The organism is Sporomusaceae bacterium ACPt (assembly GCA_041428575.1).
Lineage (GTDB): Bacteria > Bacillota > Negativicutes > Sporomusales > Sporomusaceae > Sporomusa_D > Sporomusa_D carbonis.
This window is the reverse complement of the sequence record CP155570.1, coordinates 588,712-612,283: the sequence shown is the minus strand read 5'-3', so window position 1 is coordinate 612,283 and position 23,572 is coordinate 588,712. Positions and strand designations below refer to the sequence as shown.

General features: G+C 45.2%; 23 protein-coding genes and 1 other annotated feature. Of the genes, 2 read left to right on the top strand and 21 right to left on the bottom strand.

Annotated elements, in window-relative coordinates; genetic code table 11:
- Window positions 1-16: 16 nt before the first annotated feature.
- The 18 genes from SCACP_RS02950 to SCACP_RS02865 form a co-directional block, all read right to left on the bottom strand.
- The gene (locus SCACP_RS02950; protein WP_425059943.1) at window positions 17-1,534 is read right to left on the bottom strand and encodes a sigma-54 interaction domain-containing protein; all 1,518 of its coding nucleotides are present in this window, start codon (window positions 1,532-1,534) and stop codon (window positions 17-19) included.
- An 84-nt stretch (window positions 1,535-1,618) separates the two neighbouring features.
- Entirely contained in the window at window positions 1,619-2,752 is a 1,134-nt protein-coding gene (locus SCACP_RS02945; protein ID WP_425059942.1) for a uroporphyrinogen decarboxylase family protein, read from the bottom strand.
- A 27-nt stretch (window positions 2,753-2,779) separates the two neighbouring features.
- Window positions 2,780-3,592, bottom strand: coding sequence for a methyl-accepting chemotaxis protein (locus SCACP_RS02940; RefSeq protein WP_425059941.1), 813 nt, complete (start codon window positions 3,590-3,592; stop codon window positions 2,780-2,782).
- Between the two features lie 285 nt (window positions 3,593-3,877).
- The gene (locus SCACP_RS02935; RefSeq protein WP_425059940.1) at window positions 3,878-4,279 is read right to left on the bottom strand and encodes a hotdog fold thioesterase; all 402 of its coding nucleotides are present in this window, start codon (window positions 4,277-4,279) and stop codon (window positions 3,878-3,880) included.
- Between the two features lie 315 nt (window positions 4,280-4,594).
- Window positions 4,595-5,065, bottom strand: coding sequence for a DoxX family protein (locus tag SCACP_RS02930; RefSeq protein WP_425059939.1), 471 nt, complete (start codon window positions 5,063-5,065; stop codon window positions 4,595-4,597).
- Window positions 5,066-5,273: 208 nt separating this feature from the next.
- Window positions 5,274-5,669, bottom strand: a complete 396-nt coding sequence (locus SCACP_RS02925; protein ID WP_425059938.1) for a PaaI family thioesterase — start codon at window positions 5,667-5,669, stop codon at window positions 5,274-5,276.
- 169 nt (window positions 5,670-5,838) lie between these two features.
- Window positions 5,839-6,963, bottom strand: a complete 1,125-nt coding sequence (locus tag SCACP_RS02920) for an ABC transporter permease (RefSeq protein WP_425059937.1) — start codon at window positions 6,961-6,963, stop codon at window positions 5,839-5,841.
- A complete protein-coding gene (locus SCACP_RS02915; protein WP_425059936.1) occupies window positions 6,960-7,865 on the bottom strand; it encodes an ABC transporter ATP-binding protein in 906 nt (301 codons plus the stop codon). The genes SCACP_RS02920 and SCACP_RS02915 overlap by 4 nt, the downstream gene beginning before the upstream one ends.
- A 2-nt stretch (window positions 7,866-7,867) precedes the next feature.
- A complete protein-coding gene (locus SCACP_RS02910) occupies window positions 7,868-8,647 on the bottom strand; it encodes an HlyD family secretion protein (protein WP_425059935.1) in 780 nt (259 codons plus the stop codon).
- On the bottom strand, window positions 8,640-9,242 hold the full coding sequence (locus SCACP_RS02905; RefSeq protein ID WP_425059934.1) for a TetR/AcrR family transcriptional regulator: 603 nt from the start codon (window positions 9,240-9,242) through the stop codon (window positions 8,640-8,642). Before SCACP_RS02905 ends, SCACP_RS02910 begins: the two co-directional genes overlap by 8 nt.
- A 433-nt stretch (window positions 9,243-9,675) precedes the next feature.
- Window positions 9,676-10,011, bottom strand: coding sequence for an ArsR/SmtB family transcription factor (locus tag SCACP_RS02900; RefSeq protein WP_425059933.1), 336 nt, complete (start codon window positions 10,009-10,011; stop codon window positions 9,676-9,678).
- 522 nt (window positions 10,012-10,533) lie between these two features.
- Complete coding sequence (locus SCACP_RS02895; RefSeq protein ID WP_425059932.1) at window positions 10,534-11,739, bottom strand: M24 family metallopeptidase; 1,206 nt, start codon at window positions 11,737-11,739, stop codon at window positions 10,534-10,536.
- A 50-nt stretch (window positions 11,740-11,789) separates the two neighbouring features.
- Window positions 11,790-12,287, bottom strand: a complete 498-nt coding sequence (ilvN, locus tag SCACP_RS02890; RefSeq protein ID WP_425059931.1) for an acetolactate synthase small subunit — start codon at window positions 12,285-12,287, stop codon at window positions 11,790-11,792.
- Entirely contained in the window at window positions 12,287-13,984 is a 1,698-nt protein-coding gene (ilvB, locus tag SCACP_RS02885) for a biosynthetic-type acetolactate synthase large subunit (RefSeq protein WP_425059930.1), read from the bottom strand. Before ilvB ends, ilvN begins: the two co-directional genes overlap by 1 nt.
- A 91-nt stretch (window positions 13,985-14,075) precedes the next feature.
- Window positions 14,076-14,339, bottom strand: a binding site (T-box leader).
- Window positions 14,340-14,661: 322 nt separating this feature from the next.
- Complete coding sequence (locus SCACP_RS02880; RefSeq protein WP_425059929.1) at window positions 14,662-14,988, bottom strand: DUF1540 domain-containing protein; 327 nt, start codon at window positions 14,986-14,988, stop codon at window positions 14,662-14,664.
- 16 nt (window positions 14,989-15,004) lie between these two features.
- Window positions 15,005-15,547, bottom strand: a complete 543-nt coding sequence (locus SCACP_RS02875; protein WP_425059928.1) for an NADH peroxidase — start codon at window positions 15,545-15,547, stop codon at window positions 15,005-15,007.
- 207 nt (window positions 15,548-15,754) lie between these two features.
- On the bottom strand, window positions 15,755-17,266 hold the full coding sequence (locus tag SCACP_RS02870; protein WP_425059927.1) for a 4Fe-4S dicluster domain-containing protein: 1,512 nt from the start codon (window positions 17,264-17,266) through the stop codon (window positions 15,755-15,757).
- Between the two features lie 266 nt (window positions 17,267-17,532).
- Window positions 17,533-18,702, bottom strand: coding sequence for a CdaR family transcriptional regulator (locus SCACP_RS02865; RefSeq protein WP_425059926.1), 1,170 nt, complete (start codon window positions 18,700-18,702; stop codon window positions 17,533-17,535).
- 333 nt (window positions 18,703-19,035) lie between these two features.
- Here SCACP_RS02865 and SCACP_RS02860 point away from each other — a divergent pair, with 333 nt between their 5' ends.
- A complete protein-coding gene (locus SCACP_RS02860; protein WP_425059925.1) occupies window positions 19,036-20,187 on the top strand; it encodes a glycerate kinase in 1,152 nt (383 codons plus the stop codon).
- Window positions 20,188-20,222: 35 nt separating this feature from the next.
- Window positions 20,223-21,029, top strand: coding sequence for a hypothetical protein (locus tag SCACP_RS02855; protein WP_425059924.1), 807 nt, complete (start codon window positions 20,223-20,225; stop codon window positions 21,027-21,029).
- A 23-nt stretch (window positions 21,030-21,052) separates the two neighbouring features.
- Here the strand turns inward: SCACP_RS02855 and SCACP_RS02850 are convergent, their stop codons facing one another.
- From SCACP_RS02850 to SCACP_RS02840, 3 genes are read right to left on the bottom strand one after another with little or no spacing between them, the layout of a single operon-like run.
- Entirely contained in the window at window positions 21,053-21,985 is a 933-nt protein-coding gene (locus tag SCACP_RS02850; RefSeq protein ID WP_425059923.1) for a DUF4928 family protein, read from the bottom strand.
- The gene (locus tag SCACP_RS02845) at window positions 21,975-23,045 is read right to left on the bottom strand and encodes a DNA cytosine methyltransferase (protein ID WP_425059922.1); all 1,071 of its coding nucleotides are present in this window, start codon (window positions 23,043-23,045) and stop codon (window positions 21,975-21,977) included. The genes SCACP_RS02850 and SCACP_RS02845 overlap by 11 nt, the downstream gene beginning before the upstream one ends.
- Window positions 23,042-23,503, bottom strand: coding sequence for a very short patch repair endonuclease (locus SCACP_RS02840; protein WP_425059921.1), 462 nt, complete (start codon window positions 23,501-23,503; stop codon window positions 23,042-23,044). The genes SCACP_RS02845 and SCACP_RS02840 overlap by 4 nt, the downstream gene beginning before the upstream one ends.
- Window positions 23,504-23,572 lie beyond the last annotated feature (69 nt).

Genomic DNA, 23,572 nt, shown 5'->3' with positions numbered 1-23,572 from the left:
TCCAGTTTAGACCTAATTATTTTGCCGCATTTCTCTCGCGTTCAAATGCCTTTAATTTGCGGTAAAGAACGGTACGGTAAATCCCCAGCTTGTCCGCAGCCTCGCCAATTCTCCCGCCGCATTCATTCAATACCTGATAAATATACCGTTCTTCCAAGGCTCTCATGACTTGTTTTAATGTCCCGTTAAGCCCTGCTAACCGGAAATAGTCATATTGAGAAACTATTCCGTCAATTTGAGTATCAAGAACAAGCTGTTCGGAAGAATCGCTTTGTAAACCGCTGATTACTAATCTCTCCACAACATTTCTCAATTCGCGCACATTTCCCGGCCAATGGTATTTCCGGAATGATTCCAAAGTATCAGGAGTTAGCTGAATTTCCGGCCCGTACTTTTTTTTGAAATCTTCAAGAAATTTAAAAGATAAAGCCACTATATCCTCCGGTCTGTCCCTAAGCGGAGGTATATGAATAGGTATCACATTAAGACGATAATATAAGTCTGCTCGGAAAGTCCCGTCTTGAGTCATCTTCTGCAGGTCTTTATGAGTTGCGGCAATCAGCCTGAAGTCAAGTTTTCTGTCCACATGGCTCCCCAAGCGCCTTACTTCATAAGTCTCCAAAACTCTAAGGAGCTTAGACTGGAGGGAGAACGGGAGTTCGGCAATCTCATCCAAAAACAGCGTGCCACGGTGGGCAGCTTCAAACAAGCCTATTTTTCCCTCAGCATTTGCACCTGTAAAAGCTCCCTTTTCATAACCAAATAATTCTGATTCGACAAGATGTTCAGGAAAGGTTGCGCAGTTTACTGCGATAAAAGGTTCACCGGCCCGTTTACTGTGACGATGCAAGTACTTGGCCAAAATTTCCTTGCCGGAACCGGTCTCGCCATACAGAACAACAGTGCTGTCTGTCTGAGCTACGGCGTGGGCCTGCAATAGCAGTTGCCGCATGGCTTTACTCTCAGCTACAATTGTGTCAGTATCTAACACATAGCTGCGCAGGTACTCCATTTCCCGCTTGCGGCGGTTGATTAACTCACGTTCTTCCGGACTTGTGCATTTGTCGGCAATATCTATCGTTCTCCCTGTTGTCAAAACCAGAATAACATTTCCTTCATCGTCCATGATGGGGGTGCTGGTAGACATTTGCTTAAAGTTAAGCCTGGTAGTTAATTCTCCTTTTACAACGCACTTTTTTTCTACAGCTTCTAAGGCATATGATTTTGTATAATAGCCTTTATTAACAAGATCACGTATATTAGACTTCAGGAGCTGATCCAAAGACATGTCGAGCGTCAAGGCAGTCGTCGAATTGGAAAGCAATACATTACCGTACTGGTCAGTTACAAATATTGGATCAGGCAACTTATCAAAAATCTGATCCAGATTCTGTTTGGCAAGTTGATAATTACGCCCCGTTTTCTTAGTATTCCGCGGCACAACATCACCCTCTCTGAGCATACATGTCCCAGCATTGTTCAACACAAAGTGACAAATTTCCTGCTTGCTCTTGCCTTTTATTTTAACTGTCACAACGCATTCTGAAACCAGCTGTTAGCAACCATTGAACATACAAAACAGTCCCACATATTTGTGAAACTGTTTTGCATTGATTGTTCAGTTATACCGCCCGTATTTTTCTACAGCGTCAAAGAAAGCTTTAACATTCTCGTGCTTGGCGTTCATCGGCAGGTTGCAGCCTGAAGAATACATCAGTCCTTCGCCATTGCGGAATGTAGTAAGCAGTTTCTTGGCGTACTCGTCTAATTCACTGGGAGATGCCACAGTAAACAGCGCCGGACTTACATCCCCTTTTATAGAACAATGTCCTTTCAGGATGTCGTGAGCTTTAAAAATATCGGTGGCACTGTCCAACTCAAGCACAAATTTAGCTTTCGGCAAATCTAAGAAATACTCCAGGTTTTTTGTCCAGTCGGCATCAAAATGCAGAATAGGCACAATATTTTTTTCCGCCAGCCGCTCAACCATCACTTTGAGCTGGGGCCAGACAAACCGTTCAAAATGCTTCTTGCCGATAAACTGACCGGCGCCTCTGACCCCGCCAATAAACACCCGGTTATTGCCGGTTGTCTTCACGGCTGCTTCACAACCGGCGATAATGGCGTCATTGATAATCCACAATAATTCTTCCACTTGGTCGCCAATCTGAAACATGTCTTTATAAAACCGGTCCATAGAACGCGTCATGGAAAGATTGTCAAAAGGAAGTACGCCCATTATGGCGCCCCAGGTTAAACTTTGTCCACGGGCTTGGCTGCGGTCAATTTCATCTTGGCGGAGCCGGGCCATTTCTTGCATACCTGCCAGCACTTCCTCCCGGTTTACCTGATGAGCTCTTTCCAGAAAAGTCAGACGGTATTCCATAAACCCATTTTCTTTGATGATGGAGTAATCATCCCGGGTCATTGCTTCGAATTCATGAATTTGGTACTGTGCATTGTCAGCCAATTCCTTACCGGGCATTCTAAACCGCCCCGGACCGCATTTAGTGGCCACCGGCCCAATACGCCCGTGGAGCATATAAGCATTGCTGTCCCAGACAGGAAAAGCCTCCCATACTTTTTGCATAGCCTCCTGGGCTTTATCCCAGTTCCACAGGAACTCCTTGTTGGTCATCCCCACAAATTGTCCGGCATATTGTTCAATGATAGGGGCACAAACCACGCGGTCCACCGGCTCAAGATTAATGGTAGCCACAATTCTTTCTTCCGCAGTCATTACATCAGCCATTTGATTCACCTCTAAATAAATTTTTATCTATACTATCTCTGCAACTTTTTGCACATCGGCTGCAGTGGTAGCCAATTGTTGCATTGAAACTGAAATCTCGCAGGTGGCTGCCGCCTGCAGACTGCCTAACTCAGCTGTTTTTGCTAACGTGTCAACCACATAACCGGTATCGCGCTGGATGGTCTTCAAAATGGCGGCAATATCCTTGACTGAGTTGCTACTATTGGCAGCCATCTTGCGAATTTCTTCCGCCACAACAGCAAACCCCCGTCCATATTCGCCGGCTCTTGCCGCTTCAATGGCTGCATTTAGCCCCAATAAATTGGAATTTGCCGCAATATCACTGACAAAACGCAAGATGTCTGTCGTCTTGTTAATATCAGCTAATACCCGTTCGCCGCCCAAACGTACATTGGTCAGGTCTTCTGCCAGCTTGTTAGCCGATACCGTTAAGTTTTCGGCTGTAACACTCAGTTGCTGAGCAGTAGCTGCTATAGTGTGGGCAGCATTTTGCAGTACTTCATGGGTGTGCATGCTTATGGCCGTGCCGATAATGCCAATAAACTGTTGGTTCTCATCAAATACCGGCCTAACAATAGCCTTCACGGGAATGCCATATACTTCTCTCGGCAGCTCTTTAACAACCTTTTGCTTTGTTTTAATACATTCCAGCATCGCACCACCTTTGGCAATCTCACCGATTTTTACATTGGCATGAAATGTAGTGGCCGGCACATAATGAAGGATTTTCCCCTGAATGTCACATACCATCACCGAACAGTCAAATGCGTTCAGGTCCCGGAAAACTTCAGCTGCGTTAATAACCTCGTCCAAAGTCATAATTCCAGCTCTCCTTTTTGTAACACAACTTTAATATTGGCATCTGCAAAATATTGCTACTGCATGTAAGTAAACTCGGTATATGCAAAAGCAATTTTTATGCCAACAGCAATAAACATTAAGAATAGAGCAATTTTGTTACGACATGCCGCAATTGAACCGCCCCTCGCTGTACCTATTTCGCAACATTTCATAAATTCAAAAAATAAGGATGTACCAAAATCGGTACATCCTTCAGACTATTAAAAAATTCTATGTTCACAAGTGATTGACTGCCGAACTGCTTTATATGGATTTGGGAAATATTCCGACTGTACATCTTGACGCACAAATCAAGGTTCCGTTTTCATCAGTTATTTTTATCTCCCATACCATGGTTGTTTTCCCTTTATGGATTGGTATTCCGACGGCCGTAACAACACCGTCTGATTTAGACCGTATATGGTTGGCATTTATTTCGATTCCTACAACATATTTGGTAGTTTTATCAACCAGATTGTATGTCCCCATACTGGCCACAGTTTCAGCTAAAGCAACCGAAGCGCCGCCATGCAATAAACCATGCGGCTGCCGAGTGGCATGATTAACCGGCATAGTAGCCACAGCCCGCTCCTCAGATAACTCAACAATCTTGATACCTAATGCTTCTAAAAGCGTATCTTTGAATACCCCTTGTTCCCCTGTCATTTATAAACCCCCACTATAATCAGCATTGTATAAGACAGTTTATCTTTAGCCAGTTGGCTATAGTTGTTTATTCTATTGTACTATAAATACTTGGTGTGAAGCATTACATTTTTAAATGTACCACTTCCGGTACATTAGAGTTGTAGTTAATCCCGCTGCCTGTATTCCGGAGTTAAAACATTTTTTAACAACGTATAAAAAAACAGTAGCATAAAAACTACTGCCTTTTGCTTTGGCTGTGTTCGCCGCTTCATCACCGAAACGGCATTTTTATTATACACCTGCAGCCTAAAAACTTTAATATTAGCTCTGGATTTAGCGGCCAGACTTATATGACACTCGTTTTACTGCTTCCTCAAAGCCAAAATAATGATCCAGACTATATTTTCCCGGACCAACAAATGCCGCTGCGAAAAAGCTTATCCCATCTTCCAATGATTGCGACGCCTTAGCCAAACCTTTACCATCAATCATCTGGCTGGTAAAAGCCACCAACATATTGAAAAATAATAAAAAGCAGGCAGGACGGTAAAACAGGCCAAGCGCAAACAGCAAGCCCCCGCCAAACTCAGCAAAACTGGACATGAAGCCCCAAAAAACCGGTGCAAAAGTAATTCCAAAAGTGCTCATAGCTTGGCCGAGTCCCAACCATTTCGCACTGCCGCCGATGATCTTGGGCCATCCATGCCACATAAACATGCCACCAAGCCCAAGTCGAAATACCAAAAGAGCCAGGTCACGAAAATTCGATAATAATTCGGCAAGTAATTGCAGTAGTTGTTTCATTAAGCACGTCTCCTTAAACGTATATTTATTACATTATGTAACTAAATTTATTATATCAAATTATTGCCACTTAGCCAGAACTTTTATTATATAGTATCCAATAAAGATTTACAGGCGTGTTGTTAGTATAAGCGTAAGTCAAGCGCCAGCGGTGGAGCGTTACTAACAACACGCCTAGAAAAAAATCTTTATTGGATTTCATATAGATTTACCATTCTTCTTTTTTTCGATATACTGTTCCTTGAAACATGGCCACCAAAGCATTCTGCTCGTCGGTAATATTTACAACATAGTGACCCAGCTTATGGTTCAGTGAAACTTCCCTTGCCTCGGCAAATAATACCCCTGTGTCAACCGCTTTCATATACGCAATACTGGCGTTAATTCCCATGGCTATTCTGCCATGGGAATTGGATGCTACAGCAAAGGCAAAATCCGCCAGCGTAAAAATAGCTCCGCCGTGAACTGTTTTGGCTCCATTCAAATGATAATCTTCTATCACCATTTTTACCTTGGCATATCCTTCGGCAGCCTCCAGCAATTCAATACCGGCATGTTTAGCAAATTGATCATTGTCTGACAAAAATTGTTTAATGTTTTTCACACATATCCCTCAATCCGCCCAAAAGGCAATATTTCCTCTTATCCGTATTGCGGAGAACCACTAAATGTCAGTTTTACTTTGAATACGCTTCGCTCACAATACAAAAACTCCTGCAAATCTGATTGGAATTTTGCAGGAACCTTTTTGCCTGGATGCCGCCCCTGCAGCGTCAGGCAATTTTCTTCTGGAATTTAATAATACTAATAATAAGGGTAGCGAAAATAAAGACAATAAGCGCTAATGTCTGTGACCATAAAAAGTTAATGCCAATTCCTTTTAATATAATACCTCTGATAATCTCCAGATAAAATGTCAGCGGTAAAACATTCCCCAGCAGGTAGAAAAAGCTGGGCATAGCTTCGCGGGGAAACATAAATCCGGACAACAGCACACTGGGTAAAAACACAAAAAATGACATTTGCATGGCCTGCATTTGCGTTTTGGCAACAGTCGAAATGAGCACGCCAAGAGTCAAGGAAGCAATAATGAATAACGATGTAAGGCCATAAAGAAGGCCTAAACTGCCCCGCAAGGGCAGGTCAAATACCAGAATGCCGACCATAAGCGCCAAAGTTGCCTGAACATAACCGACAAAAATATAGGGAATAATCTTGCCTAACATTAATTCATGCGATTTCATCGGCGTCACAATAAGCTGTTCCAGCGTCCCTCGCTCCCGTTCTCTGACAATAGCCATGGATGTGATCATAACCATGGTCATGGTCAAAACAATGCCCAGTATGCCTGGCACCATATAGAAAGCCGACACAAAATCCGGGTTGTACCAGGGGCGTATCCTAATATCATACGGCGCAGCCAGCACTTTGCCGCCCATACTTTGCATCTGTTTGGCCAGTATTTCTTGTGACTTGATTTGGCCAATCATTTGGGCAGTGCTCATCGCGGTCGATGCCGCCAGCGAATCGGAAGCGTCAACAATGACCTGCACCGAGGCCGTTCTACCGTGCTTGATACTTTCGGTAAAGTCGGGAGGTATAATAATCCCTACCTTAGCTTTTCCTTGCTCAATATGGTTAGTTACGTCCTGATAATTGGCGGCAATATATTTTATGTCAAAATATTCGCTGGCCTGAAAGGAGGAAAGCAGGTCGCGCCCTTCCTGCTGCAACGATTGATCAAACACAATTGTTGACAGATGTTTGACATCGGTATTTATCGCAAACCCAAACAGCAATAGTTGGATAATGGGCATGACCACCATCATGGCGAATGTTAGACGGTCCCGCCGCATCTGTATAAATTCTTTCATTAAAAGCGCCCGGAGCACTCTCATGCCATCAACTCCTTGCGGTGTGATTGTACGTAAAATACAAATACGTCCTCAAGCGAGGGGGAAATAATTTTATATTGGTATGCTGCAAACGCTGCCAGCTGGTCAGGCAAAACCAGTGCATGAATGCTGGTCCCATATGGGTACATATCCAAAGCCTTGATATTTTTGGTTGTAAGTTCTTCTAACAGGCCCATCGGGTTTACAGCAGGTATTTCGAGCAGCAAACCGGGGATATTTTTTTTTAACTGATCAGGTGCATCACTGGCAATAAGATTGCCTTCAAAAATAAAGCCGATTTCATCACAATGTTCGGCTTCGTCCATAAAATGCGTTGTCACCATAACGGTTGTACCGTCTACTGCCAAATTATAGATTATATCCCAGAACATCCGCCGGGATTTGGGATCAACACCGCCTGTAGGTTCATCGAGAAACAGGATCGGCGGTTTGTGCAATATTGCGCAGCCTAAGGCCAACCGCTGTTTATAGCCGCCGGACAAATTGGCGGCCATATCATTTTGTCGGTGCTTAAGACCGGCCATATCCAGCATTTCTTCGATCCGGTTCTTCCTCATATCACGGGACAAGCTGTACATCCCGGCGTAAAATTCGAGATTTTCCAGTACCGTCAGGTCATCATACAAACTGAATTTTTGTGACATATAACCGATTTTAGTTTTAATGGCTTCGCTGTCCCGGGCAAGATCCAGCCCGAGTATAGTTCCACTGCCTGATGTGGGTTCAAGAATGCCACACAGCATTTTAATGGTGGTGGACTTTCCTGACCCATTAGGCCCAAGAAAACCGTAAATACTGCCTTGCTTAATCGCAATGTTGACGTTATTTACTGCTGTAAAGGAGCCAAACCGCTTTGTCAAATTGACGCTCTCTACCGCATGCATGATTAACCCCCCTCGCTGGCTAACGCCACAAACACATCTTCAAGGGTGGGTTCAATTTCCTTTAACTCGGTTATCAGCACGCCGGCACGCTGCAATGCATCTGTTACGCCGGCCATTGCGTCGGCCGGATTGTCAACAGCCAAGTGATACTTATTGCCAAAGGGACTTTTCACTACAGTATCATCAAGCATGGACCGGCTGGCGTCAACGATGGCTTGAGAGCGTTTGACCTCAATCCGCTGCGCCTCGATAGCGTCAGGACGTTGCCCCTCCTCTACCAAGCTTTGACGGGATTGCGCGGCAAGCAGCGAATTATAGGCTACATCATGGTTGGAGTTGGCGGCATCCAATTGTTGTGCCGAAATGGCCCCCTCTTTATACAAAGCCCGCAACCGTTCTAAATCATTTTTTGCCTTGTCATAGACTGCCTGGGCTGCCGATAAATTGGCGGCAGCTTCGCTTCTTTCCTGGCTGCGGGAACCTTTTTCCAAATCCTCCAGTTGGGCCTGGGCCTTAGCCAATGCCGCCTGATCACGCAAAAGCTGCGCCTCCAAATCGGGACGGGCAATCCGGACAACTACCTGACCGGCGGTCACACTGTCGCCTGCTTTTATCGACAGTTCGGTTACATATCCGCTCACTTTGGGAGTAATATCAGCCCTGGTTACTTCAACCGTCCCTGTTGCCGTAATTCCCTCATCCTTGTGCCCGAACAATTTATAACCCGCAACCAGTGCAAGCAACAAAAATATGCTAATTCCCGCAATCAGTTTTTTATTCATAATTAATTCTCCTTACTCCGTTAAGGTAAATGCTCAAGGCCTGATTTAAGTAACTCTCGTCAAGATCTTCAGCCGCCGGCAGAAAGTTTTGCGCCAGCGGTTTGGCAATAAAGTAAAAATTCATAATACCGGCCAGCGAGATAGCAGCATAAGCAGGGTCAAGGGTAGGGCTAAAATAACCGCTAGCCACTCCCTCGGCAAAAGATTTATATATGAATGAATAAGCCTGACTAAGATACTTCTTTATTACTGTTTCAAAACAAGCGGTCGGATTGGTAAGCTCGGTGTGCAGCAACCGGATTAAAAACGGATTCTGTTTGTGTAACACGTTTACCGCTTTAGTATAATAACGGATTCGCGCTTCGGGCGTGAGCTGCATCTTTTCAGCAGCGCTTATAGCCTCGGCAATACGGGAAAAATTAGCTTCCAGCACGGCTTCATAGAGACCTTCTTTGCCCCCAAAATGATAGGATATGAGCGCGCTGTTCACCCCGGCCGTTTCGGCTAATTCTCTGATTGATACGGCAGTAAAACCTCTTTTCGCAAACAAAGATGTTGCTGCTTCGATAAGTTTTGTCCGTGAATCTTTTTCCATCTGGGCGCCTCCTTTTTTAATCAATCGATTGATTAAATCGTATCACATACCTCTCTTATTTGTCTATTACTTTTTCTCTTTTCTTTATATTCGAACGGAAATCAGGTAAAGCACCCCGCGTTCCAACGGTACGGCGTCTATGCCAGAGGGCGAAGCCGCTTTTTCCGCTTCAGCGGTATGGCGGACGTACGATAATCCCCGTATTTATGTCCTGTGCCGGAAAAGCCGACCCGCCAGGGCGGTTCTGGACATAAAGCGGATTATCGGATGGCCGCCTCCCCCGTCCTGAGAGCGGGCGGAGTTAGGGGGGCGACCGGCGGTGAGTGGAGCGGCGGGAGGACGGCCATGCGGAAGACGCGCCGGCGGCTTAAGCGCCGCCCGCACCGACCAATATTTATTTAAAATTCTCACCCATTAGTGGACTAATACTACGTCATTCCGGGTTTCCTTCACCTTGAATAATGCGGTTGGCAGAGCACGGAGTACACCGCACACACTCATTTTCATGTTGCATGACCTGACCTAAAACACCTTGTACTTCCTTAATAGTATCATAATTTATCCGATAAAATATCCATTTTCCATCCCGCCGGTCCTCCAAAAGACCGGCGTATTTCAAAATTTTCAGGTGATGCGAAATAGCCGGCTGCGATTTATCAAAAGCATCCATTATATCGCATACACAGAGTTCCTTACCTAGCAGCATCTTGATAATATCCAAACGGACCTCATCGCCTAAAGCTTTGAAGATTAAAGCACTTTTTTTCATTTCTGCACCTCATAAAAACCTAACCCTATAAAGTTCCTCAGCAAGTCATTAACAAATACGATCAATATGTATATACGATAAATCTTTCTAAATCTAATGTCAATGCACTCTGGAATATCTAATGCATAGTTCAGTCACTGTTTGATATAAACCGGGTTTTCTTCATGATGGCCGGAACCTATGGATTTACTCATACATAAAATAACAATGTGATCCCCAGATTATCTTAAAAGGAGGATTTTGAACATGGGTTTTGGTGGCTTTTGTGGCGGTGGCCGTGGTAGTTGGTGGATTATCATAATTATCATTATTATCTTGCTCTTTTGGGCTGGCTGGGAAGACGAAACGATTTAGTAAATAACTGAAACTAAAACACATACGGTTTCCGCACAAAAAGGGGCAGTGCTGCCGGCAACCGGCATCCTGCCCCTTTTCTATCATTTACCTACTCTTCCTAATGATACGGAAATTATTTTTGTTTTCCTCTTTTGTTGTGCATTCCATAAATGTGCCAGCCACACATTAACTTGTAAAGGAATTGGTCTTTACGTAAGTAATAACCTCAGGCGTTATACTTAAAGATTCAGGTCCGTTTTCAGTCATAACAAAACTGTTTTCAGTCCCAATAGCCCCTTCAGGAAATACAAATTTGGGTTCAAGAGCAAAAGTCATCCCTGGCATAATCGGAGTCTTGAATCCCTTAGCCAGTATCGGCCATTCATCTAACTCCAGACCTATTCCATGGCCAATAAATTTAACCTTGTCTTCCTTGTAACCCATAAAGTTATCTTTATACCCCATTTCTTCTGCCAGCTTAACAGCCAGGAGATAGGGTTCCTCTGCCGGAGTTCCCGGTTTCATAACTTTAAGTATTTCCGATTCAATCAGTACTGCATCTTCAAATGCCTTAACCATCCGGGGGTTAAGCTCCCCTATACAGAATATCCGGGTTTGATCACCGGTATAACCTTGAATTACACAAGTATAATCTATATAAATGGCTTCATTGCGGTTTATTCTTTTCCAGCCGGCCCCTTGGGGGTGAGATACGGTTACACCTAGTCCGCCAACCGGCCCGTCAAAAAAATTAGGGCAAAATCCACTATTTCCGGTACATATATTTCCGAAAAAGAAATCCTGATTGAACGCTCTCATTTTGCGGCCACCCGAATAGCCACGTTTACGCATTTCCGCCTCAAATAATGCAGCCAATTCAATCTCTAACATTCCTTCATGTAAAAACGACGGTACAGCTAAAAACGCCTTATCAATAACACCTAAGGCATTACGGATAAGTTCAATTTCATAAGACGATTTAACAGCGCGGATTTCTTTAATGGCTGGCGAAATATCACTAAATTCAGTATTAGGGAAAATCTTTTTGTACGTTTTATAAATGTTAAATGGCAATACATCTAACTCAAGCCCTATTTTATCAAAACCGGTATAATTAAATGCAGCAAGAATTCCGGGAATTTCTTTTGGACTTTTAAGGGAAACAACGTTTTTTAAAGGCGACTCTTCCTGACCGCGCCTCAAGCTTTTTTTTACCATGAGTACCGGCTCACCACCGGCAGGTATATATAAAAATGAATTTTGTACTGTACCGGTAAAATAAAACATATCACTGTTCAGGACAATAATTGCTCCATCAAGTCCCTGGTCTGTTAACTTTTTTTGAAAATTATAAGTTCTTGTCTCAATTTCTGATTTTGGGGTAAAATCCATACCCAATCTTCCTCCCTATTTTGAAACGGTAGGTTGCAGCCCCCCACTACTTACATTTCCTTTGCAGGAACCGGCCCCCGCGAAAGCGCAATTTTACCGGTCCGGACAATTTCAATAATTCCAAAATCCAGCAGCACTTCGCAAAAAGCATCAATCTTGCTTTCCTCGCCGGCAAGCTCAATAGTCATGGTTTCCCGGTTTACATCGACAATTTTGGCCCGAAAAATCTCTACAACATCGACCAAATCAGAACGGTTCACTTTACTGGCTTTAACTTTGATAAGGGCCAGTTCCCGTTGAATCGAATCAACATATGTAAGATTGACAATCTTAATAACATCAACCAGCTTGGACAACTGGTTAACTACCTGTTCCAATTCAATTTCATCATCAACCTCAACACCTATAGTAATCCGGGTTGTATCGGCTTCCTCGGTATGTCCGGCGGCAATACTTTCAATGTTAAAAGCCCGGCGGCTAATAAGTCCTGATATGTGCGTCAATACGCCCGGCCTGTTTTCTACTAAAACAGCTAAGGTATATTTCATCAGCTTATCCCCCTCAAAACCATTTGATCCAGACGGCCACCCGGCGGAACCATCGGCAACACATCCTCGGTATCGGACACCAGTACTTCAACAAGTACCGGACCATCCATCTGCAACGCTTTTTCCAGTACCGGCGTCAGTTCTTCGGGTTTGGTCACGCGTAGCCCAGTAACCCCCATCGCTTCGGCAAGTTTGACAAAGTCTGTTGATCCTTTTGTGGTGGAATGGGAATAACGTTGCCCGTAAAACAGCCGTTGCCATTGGCTGATCATCCCCAGAACCTGATTATTCAATACAATAATCTTTATGGGTAGTCCGTTATCAGCCGCCGTTGCAAGTTCCTGACAATTCATCATAATACTGCCGTCTCCGGTAAATAAGACAACTTTTTTTTCTGGTAAGCTCAGTTGAGCGCCAATAGCTGCCGGCAAACCATATCCCATTGTTCCCAGGCCGCCCGAAGTAAGAAATGAGCGTTGTTTCCGGAAGTTATAGAATTGCGCAGTCCACATCTGATGCTGACCGACATCTGTTACAATGACCGCGTCTCCTTGGGTAAGCTCACTCACCTTCTCAATGACTGCCTGGGGCATAATACTTTCCGGCGATGATTCATAGGAGAGCGGCTTTTCCTGTTTCCAGGCCTGTACAGTTTCCGTCCACGCCGCAACTTTACTTTTCCATTGCTCCTGGCTACGTACAGCCGCTTTTTCACACAAAAGCGGCAAAGACCACCTCAAATCTCCGACCACCCGCAAATCAGCGCGGACATTTTTATTGACCTCTGCCGGATCAATATCAAAATGGATTATTTTGGCTTTGGTAGCAAATTCTTTCACCAAACTTGTTACCCGGTCGTCAAACCGGACTCCGATCCCTAATAACAGGTCACACTCAACAGTAGCCATATTGGCGGCATAAGTCCCGTGCATCCCGACCATTCCGAGATGTTGGGGAGCATCGCAAGGTATGCAGCCTAATCCCATCAGACTTGAGATTACAGGAATGCCTGTCATATTGATAAAATTGCGTAATGCTCCGGACATATCCGAAAGATTCACGCCGCCACCCACGAAAATCAATGGCTTTTGGGCCTGTTCCAGCGCTTGAATCGCCAAATCCACAGCTTCCGGATCGCCGGCAAACAAAGGAGAATACCCTCTTAGCCTAACAGTCTCAGGATATTGATAATCCAGCGCAGCATTGAAAACATCTTTGGAAATATCAATAACCACGGGCCCTGGCCGTCCGGTACGGGCAATATAAAAAGCCTCCTTCATTACCCGGGGCAGATCCTGTACTTTCTTGACCAGGTAGTTATGTTTGGTGATAGGTGTGGTAATGCCGCAGATATCCGCTTCCTGAAAGGAGTCCTTCCCGATCATGGATACTCCCACCTGGCCGGTAATCGCCACCAAAGGGACAGAGTCCATATAAGCAGTGGCAATGCCGGTGATCAGGTTGGTAGCTCCCGGGCCTGATGTGGCAAAACAAACTCCTGTCTTGCCTGTTGCCCGTGCATAGCCGTCCGCAGCATGTACCGCCCCCTGCTCGTGACGCGTTAAAATATGGGGAAATTTGGTTTTATATAATGCGTCATAAAGCGTTAAGACCGATCCTCCCGGGTAACCAAATACAACCTCCACCCCTTCATTTTTCAAACATTCAATTACCGCTTCAGCTCCCAACATCCTCAAAACAGGTCGCCCTCCTTTGCTTTCTGGCACAGTTATTATACAAAATCAGTACATAAGGCCGATTAAAATAAAAAACCTCTGTCCCCTGTTTATAAGGGACGGAGGTTAATCCGCGATACCACCCAAATTACTACGGTTACAACCATAGTCGCTCATAGGTACAGAGATGTAACACTCGATACCTCGCACGCAATAACGGGCGGCAATTCCTCAAAAGAAGCCCGGCGCAGCCTACTACAATTCAGCGCGCAACTCACGGATGATTTTCATTATATTCAATATTACTGGCTCACACCATTCCCAGCTCGCTGCAAAATATCCCGAATATAATTACTCTTCCGCTCATTGTCTTTTTACTATATATATGTTCATAATATTACAAAAAAAACCTGTCGCTGTCAACAATATTTCATGAAAATAATTAGGCGTCAACCTCGAAATTTCAGCATCCCTCCTGTTACTGAAAGAACACGCTATCACCATACTGTATAGTATCCAATAAAGATTTACAGGCGTGTTGTTAGTATAAGCGTAAGTCAAGCGCCAGCGGTGGAGCGTTACTAACAACACGCCTAGAAAAAAATCTTTATTGGATTTCATATGATAAAGAGGGCTTTGGTGCTTCCAATAAGCACCGAAGCCCTCTTTTTTACGGGTTAGACGAAACCGGGGAAGGTTTACAGGCTACCTCTCAGTCTGAAACTAGAGCACTCTGTTTGAGTATGATATTCTGCATTTTTTCCGCTAACCTGGATATTATCTAATGTACACAAATTGTTACTATTAAATGTGCAAGTCTCAACAGTGCATTTTAAACAATCACATGAACCTGAGCTGAGCACGTTGTTTGTCAGTTCAGAGTAATGAAGTCTATTCAAATATGAGCCGCAAGCGGTGTCATAGTCCTTTTTGGCAGAACTGCCAACAATATCAACACAGTTTGCGTAGCATACGCCAGATTTATTATGAGAACAGTTGGTAACTTGACAATCAATTTTTGCCATTGTTAATTCCTCCCTTTTATTTAAAATATCTATCAAGTAAGCCCTTGAAAGCACACCCATGTCTAGCTTCATCTTTACACATCTCATGTACCGTATCATGAATAGCATCTAAATTATGTTGCTTAGCTATTGTTGCCAATTTCTTTTTACCATCACAGGCTCCATACTCTGCCTCCACCCGGGCACTTAAATTAGCTTTGGTGTCAGCCACTACCACCTCACCTAAAATTTCGGCAAATTTAGCGGCATGTTCGGCTTCCTCAAAGGCAATTCTTTTGTACGCTTCTGCCACTTCGGGATATCCTTGTCTATCTGCTTGACGGGACATAGCCAGATACATTCCTACCTCGGTACACTCCCCCATAAAATTAGCCCGTAAACCATCCAAAAGCTCTGCAGGAATATCTTTCACAATTCCGATTCTATGTTCATCTGCCCAAGCCAAGTCTCCAGTCATTTCTTTAAATTTATCTTTGCTGGCTTTACAAACTGGACATTTCTCAGGTGCCTCTTCCCCTTCGTGAACATATCCACATATTGTACAAACAAATTTTTTCACTTGTGTTCCTCCCGACTTGTTAAAATAAAAAGCAACTGTTTACCAAATAGTATTAGATTTTCTTTTATATACAATACTCATTTTTAAGGATACGCTTGGATCATTCCTCAAATTTTTTCCCGGGATTAAGGCTGCCCGGAATGGCCGGTGTATCAACAAAGGAAAAAACGCCCACCCTCGCGGGTGAGCGCCTGTGATAAACACTTCTTACTGTTTTGACTGGCGGTGCCAGTGCCCCGGTTTTTCACTGTCCGTCTGAGCCGGCCCATTGTCTAAAGCATTTTTGGCTGTGGATTGCTTGGCAAAATTATCCACTAATTTACTGGCTACCCGGACGTTGGCCAGTCCGCCGGGACCACCGATACATCCGCCGTAACAAGCCATACCTTCCAGGAAATTTGCTTTCAATCTGCCAGACTGGATCTGGGTAAGAACTTCAGCACAATTTTCAAGACCGGCCGCATTATGGGATATGACAGCGGCTAGCGGCTCAAGACCGGCTACTGCCGCCTGAACGGCTTTGGCCACCCCGCCGGCACAAGCGAAGCCGTTCCCGGTACCGGAAGCCGCTGACTGGAACCCGCTGTCGGCAATAGTATCTATATCAATGCCCTTGCCGGTCAACATGGCCGCCAATTCTTCAAAGGTAAGGGCAAAATCCACCAGATCAGAATGATTGCGGGCTTCTGATTTTTTAGCGATACACGGCCCAATAAAAACGATAACAGCATCAGGATTGTTATTTTTTATGATTTGTGCTGCTGCCAGCATAGGAGAAACAGTAGATGACACCATGTCTTTTAAATCCGGAAAATGTTTTTCTACCATACTAACAAAAGCCGGACAGCAGGATGAGGTCATAAATGGCCGCGACTTCGGCACAGTCTCGAGAAACTCTTTTGCCTCCTTGATGGTTACGATATCGGCGCCGTAGGCTACTTCTATTACCTCATGAAAGCCAAGCTGTTTGATAGCATTGACTAATTGTCCGGGTCTGGTCTTGGCGCCAAAATGTCCGGCAAACGCGGGTGCCAGCATGGCATAAACCTGTTTACCGCTTTTAATTTGCCGGATAACCTGGACTAAGAGAGAGCGGTCGCCAATAGCCCCGAAGGGACAGGCTTCCCGGCAAGCGCCGCACTCGACACATTTTTCATGGTCAATTACGGCTTTGCGATCACCACCGGCTACAATGGCTTTGACAGCGCATACCCGCTCGCAGGGACGGCTAATTTCGATGATGGCTCCGTATTGACAGGATTTTTTGCATAAGCCGCATTCCACACAACGGGTTTTGTCGATATAGGCCCGGTTTTGTACTACCAGGATGGCCTGTTTGGGACAACTGTTTATACAATTGTGAGCCAGACAGTTGCGGCAAGCATCAGTAACCATATATTTATCAATGGGACACTGATCACAAGCCTCCGGTAATACGCTGATAAAAGGCATATCCTCCACCTTACCGGCCAGCGCGCCGGCTGCAGCTTCTTCCTGAGTGACATGCAAAGGTTGACTTAGGGTCAGGTTAATACGTTGACGCAATACTGCTCTTTCTTTATGAACACAACACCGGTATCTGGGTCCGTCCTCAGATACAATAGTGTCCATCATATTTCCGATGTCCTTTTCCAGGCAATCTTCGTAGGCCATTCTTGCGATTTCGGCCAAAACTTTGCTGCGAATCCTGATGACTTCAGTAACTTGAGATATTGCCATAATATAGTTCCTCCTCGTGCCATGAAAGTGGGACGGTATTCAACCCCATTAGTTAATAGTGGGTTATACCTGATATATTCGCTTCTACCAAGCTGATTTCCTGCCACAATAAGCTATTCATCGGCGCTATCTTCCCTAGAGGCACTCAAAGAAACTTTTCAACGTAAATTGGTATAGTTATTACACTACCTAATCCCTATGATTATACCTGCTCCCCAAGTTAATCCCCCTGAAAGCGGCCGCTATGTTCCAAATTATCCCTGCGGCTATTGCATAACCAGCAGCTTGCATAATATGGCATGATTAAAAAACCGGTCAGGACTTAGCCCGGTCAGCTCCTTTAATTTCGCCAGTCTAAATACAAGAGTATTGCGGTGAATAAACAGGGCTTTGGCAGCATTGGACACGTTCAGGTTATTCTCCAGCAGACTTTTGATAGTATTGTGCATATCGTACTTCAAGTCAACTTTTCCGGTTAGCCGGTCTTGTAAATTCTTGAAAGCCAAGCAAGTAGCAACAGCCCCTGGCTCTTTTACCAAGTAGGCCGCCATCACATCAAATTGGTAGATTGATGAAACTCTGTCATCTGACAAGCAATGGTTCAAAACAAATAAGGCCTCATTATAGGAATGGCATAACTGTAATGGCGAGCCTGTTAAACTGCCAATACCGAGGCCAAGAGGTACCTGAGATTCACATTGACTTAACAGCAGTAAAAAATCAGTGCCCCATTGTTCAAATACAGCCGGCTCAGTATCTTCAGAAAAAGACTTGAGCACAACCAGTTGGTTTTCGCCAAAAATGATAACATCCTGTGAATTAATTAGGCCTGATTCTTCGATCAAACGGTTCACATTCTCCCTCTTTCTCGCAAAAACCAGTTCGCGTGATCCATAGTGATTGAAGGCATCTTCGACTGAAAAATGAATGTTTACCACTGCCGCTAGCCGGGGTACTGCCAACTCCAACCGTAGCAAGTTAGCTATTTTTATAATTTGGGAATAGTTATTGCGGGCATTTTCCGATAACAGCAGATGGGCAAATTGCTCCAGCAGGTGTGAGTAAGATTTAAATTCTTCAATTAACAGTTCCCGTTCCAAAATCAATTCAGCAACCATTTTAACCAATTTAGCGGTATCTCTGACCTCGTCAGGGTAACCGGAAACACCCACTACACCAACAATCTGCCCTTCCAATATGATTGGGCAATTTACACCCGGCTGCGCCCCCGGATAACGGTCAAGATCAGTAGGGTAAATTTCTATACATTCACTGCTTTGCAGGACATCTATGGCCCCTTGGTGGCATGTGTTGATTCTGTTTTTTTGACCCGAGCCGATGATTTTACCTGCACTATCCATAATATTTATATTTTGTTGAACTATCGGCGTTATTTTATCAACAATCTGCTGTGCTAACTCGTTATTTATAATCATACTCTGACCCCTACACATACTTAATTGTCTATATTATATAATATAGCACAGGCAACGCACGAGGACTTTTACATATTCATTATGCAAAATTACCAATATTTTATCTTTGAAGTCGGTTCCTTTTGTAAGTTCGGATAATTGAGAATTTGTTTTTTACATGCGAAAATGAAATTATATGAACCAATAAAGATTTTTTTCTAGGCGTGTTGTTAGTAACGCTCCACCGCTGGCGCTTGACTTACGCTTATACTAACAACACGCCTGTACATCTTTATTGGATACTATATAGTTAAAAGCTAAGTATAATATGCTTGAGTAAAGGACGTGGAAATAATGATTTTCGTAGTTGCTCCAGATTCATTTAAAGGCAGTCTGTCGGCTGTTGCGGTAGCCAATGCCATGGAACAAGGTATTCTCTCAATTTTTCCGGAAGCCCAAGTACGAAAAGTCCCAATAGCCGATGGTGGAGAAGGCACTGTTGAAGCGCTGGTAACGGCAACAGGCGGCCAAATGATTTCGGAAAGAGTATTAGGTCCTTTAGGCACTCCGGTTCAAGCATTCTGGGGTATTCTCGGCGACGGCGAGACAGCAGTCATCGAGATGGCTGCCGCTTCCGGTCTTACCCTTGTACCGCCGGATCAACGTAATCCGCGTCATACTACAACCTACGGTACTGGACAATTAATGAAAGCCGCATTAAATCAGGGAATTCGTAAACTCGTCATCGGGATTGGCGGCAGTGCGACCAACGATGGAGGAGTAGGCATGGCCCAGGCTTTGGGTATAAAATTTCTGGATGCTGCAGGTAAGGAACTGCCTTTTGGAGGCTCAGCCCTATCAAATCTGTCAACGATAGATATGACAGATGCTGATCCCCGGTTGGCCGAAGCCACCATTCTGGTCGCCTGCGATGTAGATAACCCACTGTGCGGAGAAAAAGGAGCATCTGCAGTATATGGCCCGCAAAAAGGCGCCACACGGGAAATGATAACTGAACTGGATGCCGCCCTAAATCATTATGCCCGTATAGCCTGTGAAATCACAGGGAAAGACATTGCTAATCACCCTGGTGCCGGAGCGGCCGGAGGATTGGGAGCCGGTTTATTGTTCTTCACCAACGCCCAATTGAAACCTGGCGTAGAAATTGTACTGAATGCAACCAATTTTGCCGACATTGTTAAACAAGCTGATTTATTAATTACCGGTGAAGGCTGTACCGATTTTCAAACAGCTTTCGGTAAGGCTCCGGTAGGTGTAGCTAAAATCGCCAAACAGGCTAATGTTCCTACTGTTTGCCTGTCGGGTGGATTGGGCAATGGCTACCAAAGCGTTACCCAGCACGGCATTGACGCTCTCATGAGCATTGTTCCCAGACCTATGACACTGAATGAATGTATTGAATCAGCCGCAGATTTAATTCGAGAGGCTACTTCCAGACTTTGCCGGCTAATAGCAGTTGGCAGAAGCTTGTCTCCAAATAAATGAGTTTGGCCCCCTTTTGCAAGGGGGCATAATAAAGTTTGGGCAGTACCAAGCTAGACCTCCATTGGTCGAAATACCGGGGACATCCTTTGGATACCGCAAGAATTAAACGGGTTTTTGATACCACGATGAAATATCATCGTCTGTTTAAATTTAATGTCATTGCCTGTTATAAACCATCTGAATACCGTAAAACAAACTTCCGTCAAATGTATTATTCAAAGCTGCCGGAACGAATTTTGTACGGTCTTTTGCGAGGGTACGGAAAAGGAATTAGCCTGGAAACAGAAATTAAAATTGAGCGGGCCACGGAATACGAAGCGGTAGCGCTGCATAAAATCGTGAAAGACCAATTAAATCTTCAATCCTTGTACCGTGGCGAACAATTTCACGTAACTGACAGTAAACTGATACCAAAAAGAGAAGAAATCGGCTTAGAACTTACTGACCTTATTCTGGGCATGGTGAGAACCGTCATCCTAAACGCGACAAAAGAAGATACCAAAGGAACCCAGGCCGGCAATCAATTTGTGACCGACCTATTGAATACCAGTCCTGCCTCTCACGAATTTATGTCAGGCATTAAATATTTTGAGTGGATGAGTACCCTGCCAACATCACGCCCGCTCCGCGTCAGTCCGTGCGGCGTTCAGAGGCTACCGCCTTTCGCGCATGGCGGCCATCCGATAAAAGCTGTCTTATGTAACCACGCCGAAAGGAAAGGCCCTCTGCAAAACGCAGAGAGCCTTTTATATCCTGTCATCGTGCCTGTCATGGCCCGCCAAAGTGCGCGGCAGTCCATCGCCTGTTACATAAGGAATGTTCCATCCGACGTCCGCCATTAGCCTGCGGCAGCAAGGACGAAACCCTATCCCATTTGCACCTTCAGGCTTGGGTCAGTTTCGCAACTATCAATAATGGCGTTATACGCCTCAATTAATCTTTCAACAGTAACCCGGCGTTCCGTCGCCTTAAAATGGCTTAGTTCATAGACGTTGGTTGAGATAAATTGTTCAAAGTCCCATATGTCAACGCGACCTTCCAAGCCATTGTCCGCCGCCAATGCTTCGGCGGAGACAAGGCGCTGATAGATCGTAATAATAATCGGCCTGAGCCCGGCTTCCAGATTTTTCCTGCATTTTTGCATCAGCGCTTCACCCGGCGCAGTAGTGCAGTGAATAACTACATCATCCAAAAGAAAGTCTCCACTTCTGGCGGTAGGGGAATCCGCAACGGACGCTCCGTGAAATGCAAGCGACCCCTGCGGCAAAACTATGGACAATTTGGCTCCCGCAAGATGCTGCAGCACCGTTCCCATGTAAGTAGTGCCGGGGCTTTCTTTTTGCCTGGCTTCCGCCTGAAGAAGCAGATCCCGCACGACAGCTCGCAGTGATCTGCTTGTATCGTATCGTAGAGTAAAGGGGCGGGAATTGAAATAGTCCCGTATACGGTCGATCCACCAACTTTCTATCGCTGCAGTATCCGCCAAATGTGCAGAATGCAGCCCATTCAGAAATTCAACAAACACCGTCATTAATCCTAAACTGCCCCTGCTGGTGCGTCCGCTCTCTTCAGCTAAAACTCGGACTATGCCATAGTCTTTTAAGACTTTCTGCACAGCAGCCTTTCCCAAGCCGCGAACCTGCCCTCCCGCCTCCGTAACTAGACGGGTCGAGTCTAAAGGCAGTCCTTGCTCTCTTGCAACGCGGCATAGATGAATAATAACTGCAAGCTGACCTTTAGACTGAATTTTGTTTTCACGCTGAAACGCCGCCAATCTTTGAAACAACTCATCGCGCATAGGCCGCCTCCACTAACGGAAATAAAAGATGTTGCCCTAAATATTCCGCGACGGGGACAGCAACAGCATCGCCCATCGCTTTATATCCCTCGTTGTACCCGCCGGGTATGACAAATGAATCGGGAACGCCCATCAAACGCGCCGCTTCTCTTACCGTAAGCAGCCGCGTGCTGATTTGCCCGCTCCTTTTGATAATTACCAACTGGCGGCTGCTTCCGCCTTCCGGCGTTCTTAGGCAGCCGGCAATCCCATCGAAGCGCACTTCCAGCACTTGTTTTCCGTGCCGGGTTCGTTTATAGCCCGTAGCTACGATAGTTTGATTTTGAGGGGCCTTTTCTAAAATGGCCCGATGCCTTTCCGGCATCATATCCAGATTTTTTTGCGTCGTATGTTCCGAATCAACTGGAGCGTCCCATTCGATGATGTCAGCTAGTGAAATATAGCGGTGTGAGGGTATAGGCATATGCCACCATACCCATCCCGGTAAGCCATATGCAACTTTTTTCAAGGCGGCGGGATGAAGCCAATTAGGTTGATCATCGGTTAAATGAAAAGGTATATCCATATCTTTGTCTACTGCGACGATAAAAACCCTGGGCCGGGACTGCGGCACAAAGCGCATGGCGTTCAGGACAATAGCGCCAACCCGATACCCACGCTCATGCAAAGCTTGATGAAGCAGCTGATAATTTTTCCCTTCAGCCGTAGAAATTAGACCAACAACATTTTCGGCTACAAGAACTTTCGGCTTCACCGACATTTCATCCATTATACGCAGCCACTGCCATACCATGCCGCTTCTTTTCGCTTCAATGCCGCCAACAAGTCCCGCCAGCGACAAGTCTTGACAGGGAAAACTCGCCCATGCCAAGTTCGCTTTTGGCAGTGTGTCGCCGTTTATCTCGCATATATCGCCAAGATGAAAAATCGAACTGTCATGATTGGCTCTATAAACAGCCGCTTTCTTCGGACAAATATCGTTTGCCCAAACTACCTTAAATAAGTTGCCTAAACCTTGCGCAACCAGACCGCTCCCTGCAAAAAATTCAAGCATTGTCATGCGGGGCTGTCCGCCGAGCGCAATTGGGCTATGAGAAGTTCTATTGTTTTCTTGAAAAACCGCGACCGCAGCTCGCATTCCCATACGGTAAACACCCTCCAACCCATCTTCCTTAACTTTTCCATGTTGCTTTGATCCCGCTCTATATTGCGCATCAGCTTTGGCCGCCAGTATTCCAGCCGTGTTGCAGGCATAGTCGCTTCGCGGCAATTTGGATGCTGATGCCAAAAGCAACCATGCACGAAGACGATTGCCTTATATTTGGCCAGCACTATGTCGGGTTTTCCCGGCAGATTTGTTACGTTCTTGCGATATCGAAAGCCTGCGGCGAATAGCGCCTTCCGCACCTTATCCTCCGCTTTGGTTCCTGTGCTTTTGACTTTCGCCATCAGAGCGCTTCTTTTCTCCGGGGTAAGCTTGTCTTTACGAATGCCGGAATTAAAATCATTTGCTTGCATGCATACTCACCCAACTACTTTTTCGACGCGAATATGCACTTTCCTGTTGATGCGCCAGCCTAACTATGC

Coding starts and splice junctions, on each gene's coding strand:
- SCACP_RS02920 (WP_425059937.1), bottom strand. CDS start 6,963: ATGAGAGTGCTCCGGGCGCTTTTAATGAAAGAATTTATACAGATGCGG.
- SCACP_RS02900 (WP_425059933.1), bottom strand. CDS start 10,011: ATGAAAAAAAGTGCTTTAATCTTCAAAGCTTTAGGCGATGAGGTCCGT.
- SCACP_RS02840 (WP_425059921.1), bottom strand. CDS start 23,503: ATGCAAGCAAATGATTTTAATTCCGGCATTCGTAAAGACAAGCTTACC.
- SCACP_RS02905 (WP_425059934.1), bottom strand. CDS start 9,242: ATGGAAAAAGATTCACGGACAAAACTTATCGAAGCAGCAACATCTTTG.
- SCACP_RS02865 (WP_425059926.1), bottom strand. CDS start 18,702: ATGATTATAAATAACGAGTTAGCACAGCAGATTGTTGATAAAATAACG.
- SCACP_RS02910 (WP_425059935.1), bottom strand. CDS start 8,647: ATGAATAAAAAACTGATTGCGGGAATTAGCATATTTTTGTTGCTTGCA.
- SCACP_RS02915 (WP_425059936.1), bottom strand. CDS start 7,865: ATGCATGCGGTAGAGAGCGTCAATTTGACAAAGCGGTTTGGCTCCTTT.
- SCACP_RS02945 (WP_425059942.1), bottom strand. CDS start 2,752: ATGGCTGATGTAATGACTGCGGAAGAAAGAATTGTGGCTACCATTAAT.
- SCACP_RS02930 (WP_425059939.1), bottom strand. CDS start 5,065: ATGAAACAACTACTGCAATTACTTGCCGAATTATTATCGAATTTTCGT.
- SCACP_RS02940 (WP_425059941.1), bottom strand. CDS start 3,592: ATGACTTTGGACGAGGTTATTAACGCAGCTGAAGTTTTCCGGGACCTG.
- ilvN (WP_425059931.1), bottom strand. CDS start 12,287: ATGAAATATACCTTAGCTGTTTTAGTAGAAAACAGGCCGGGCGTATTG.
- SCACP_RS02870 (WP_425059927.1), bottom strand. CDS start 17,266: ATGGCAATATCTCAAGTTACTGAAGTCATCAGGATTCGCAGCAAAGTT.
- SCACP_RS02845 (WP_425059922.1), bottom strand. CDS start 23,045: ATGACAATGCTTGAATTTTTTGCAGGGAGCGGTCTGGTTGCGCAAGGT.
- SCACP_RS02935 (WP_425059940.1), bottom strand. CDS start 4,279: ATGACAGGGGAACAAGGGGTATTCAAAGATACGCTTTTAGAAGCATTA.
- SCACP_RS02850 (WP_425059923.1), bottom strand. CDS start 21,985: ATGCGCGATGAGTTGTTTCAAAGATTGGCGGCGTTTCAGCGTGAAAAC.
- SCACP_RS02895 (WP_425059932.1), bottom strand. CDS start 11,739: ATGGATTTTACCCCAAAATCAGAAATTGAGACAAGAACTTATAATTTT.
- SCACP_RS02860 (WP_425059925.1), top strand. CDS start 19,036: ATGATTTTCGTAGTTGCTCCAGATTCATTTAAAGGCAGTCTGTCGGCT.
- SCACP_RS02880 (WP_425059929.1), bottom strand. CDS start 14,988: ATGGCAAAAATTGATTGTCAAGTTACCAACTGTTCTCATAATAAATCT.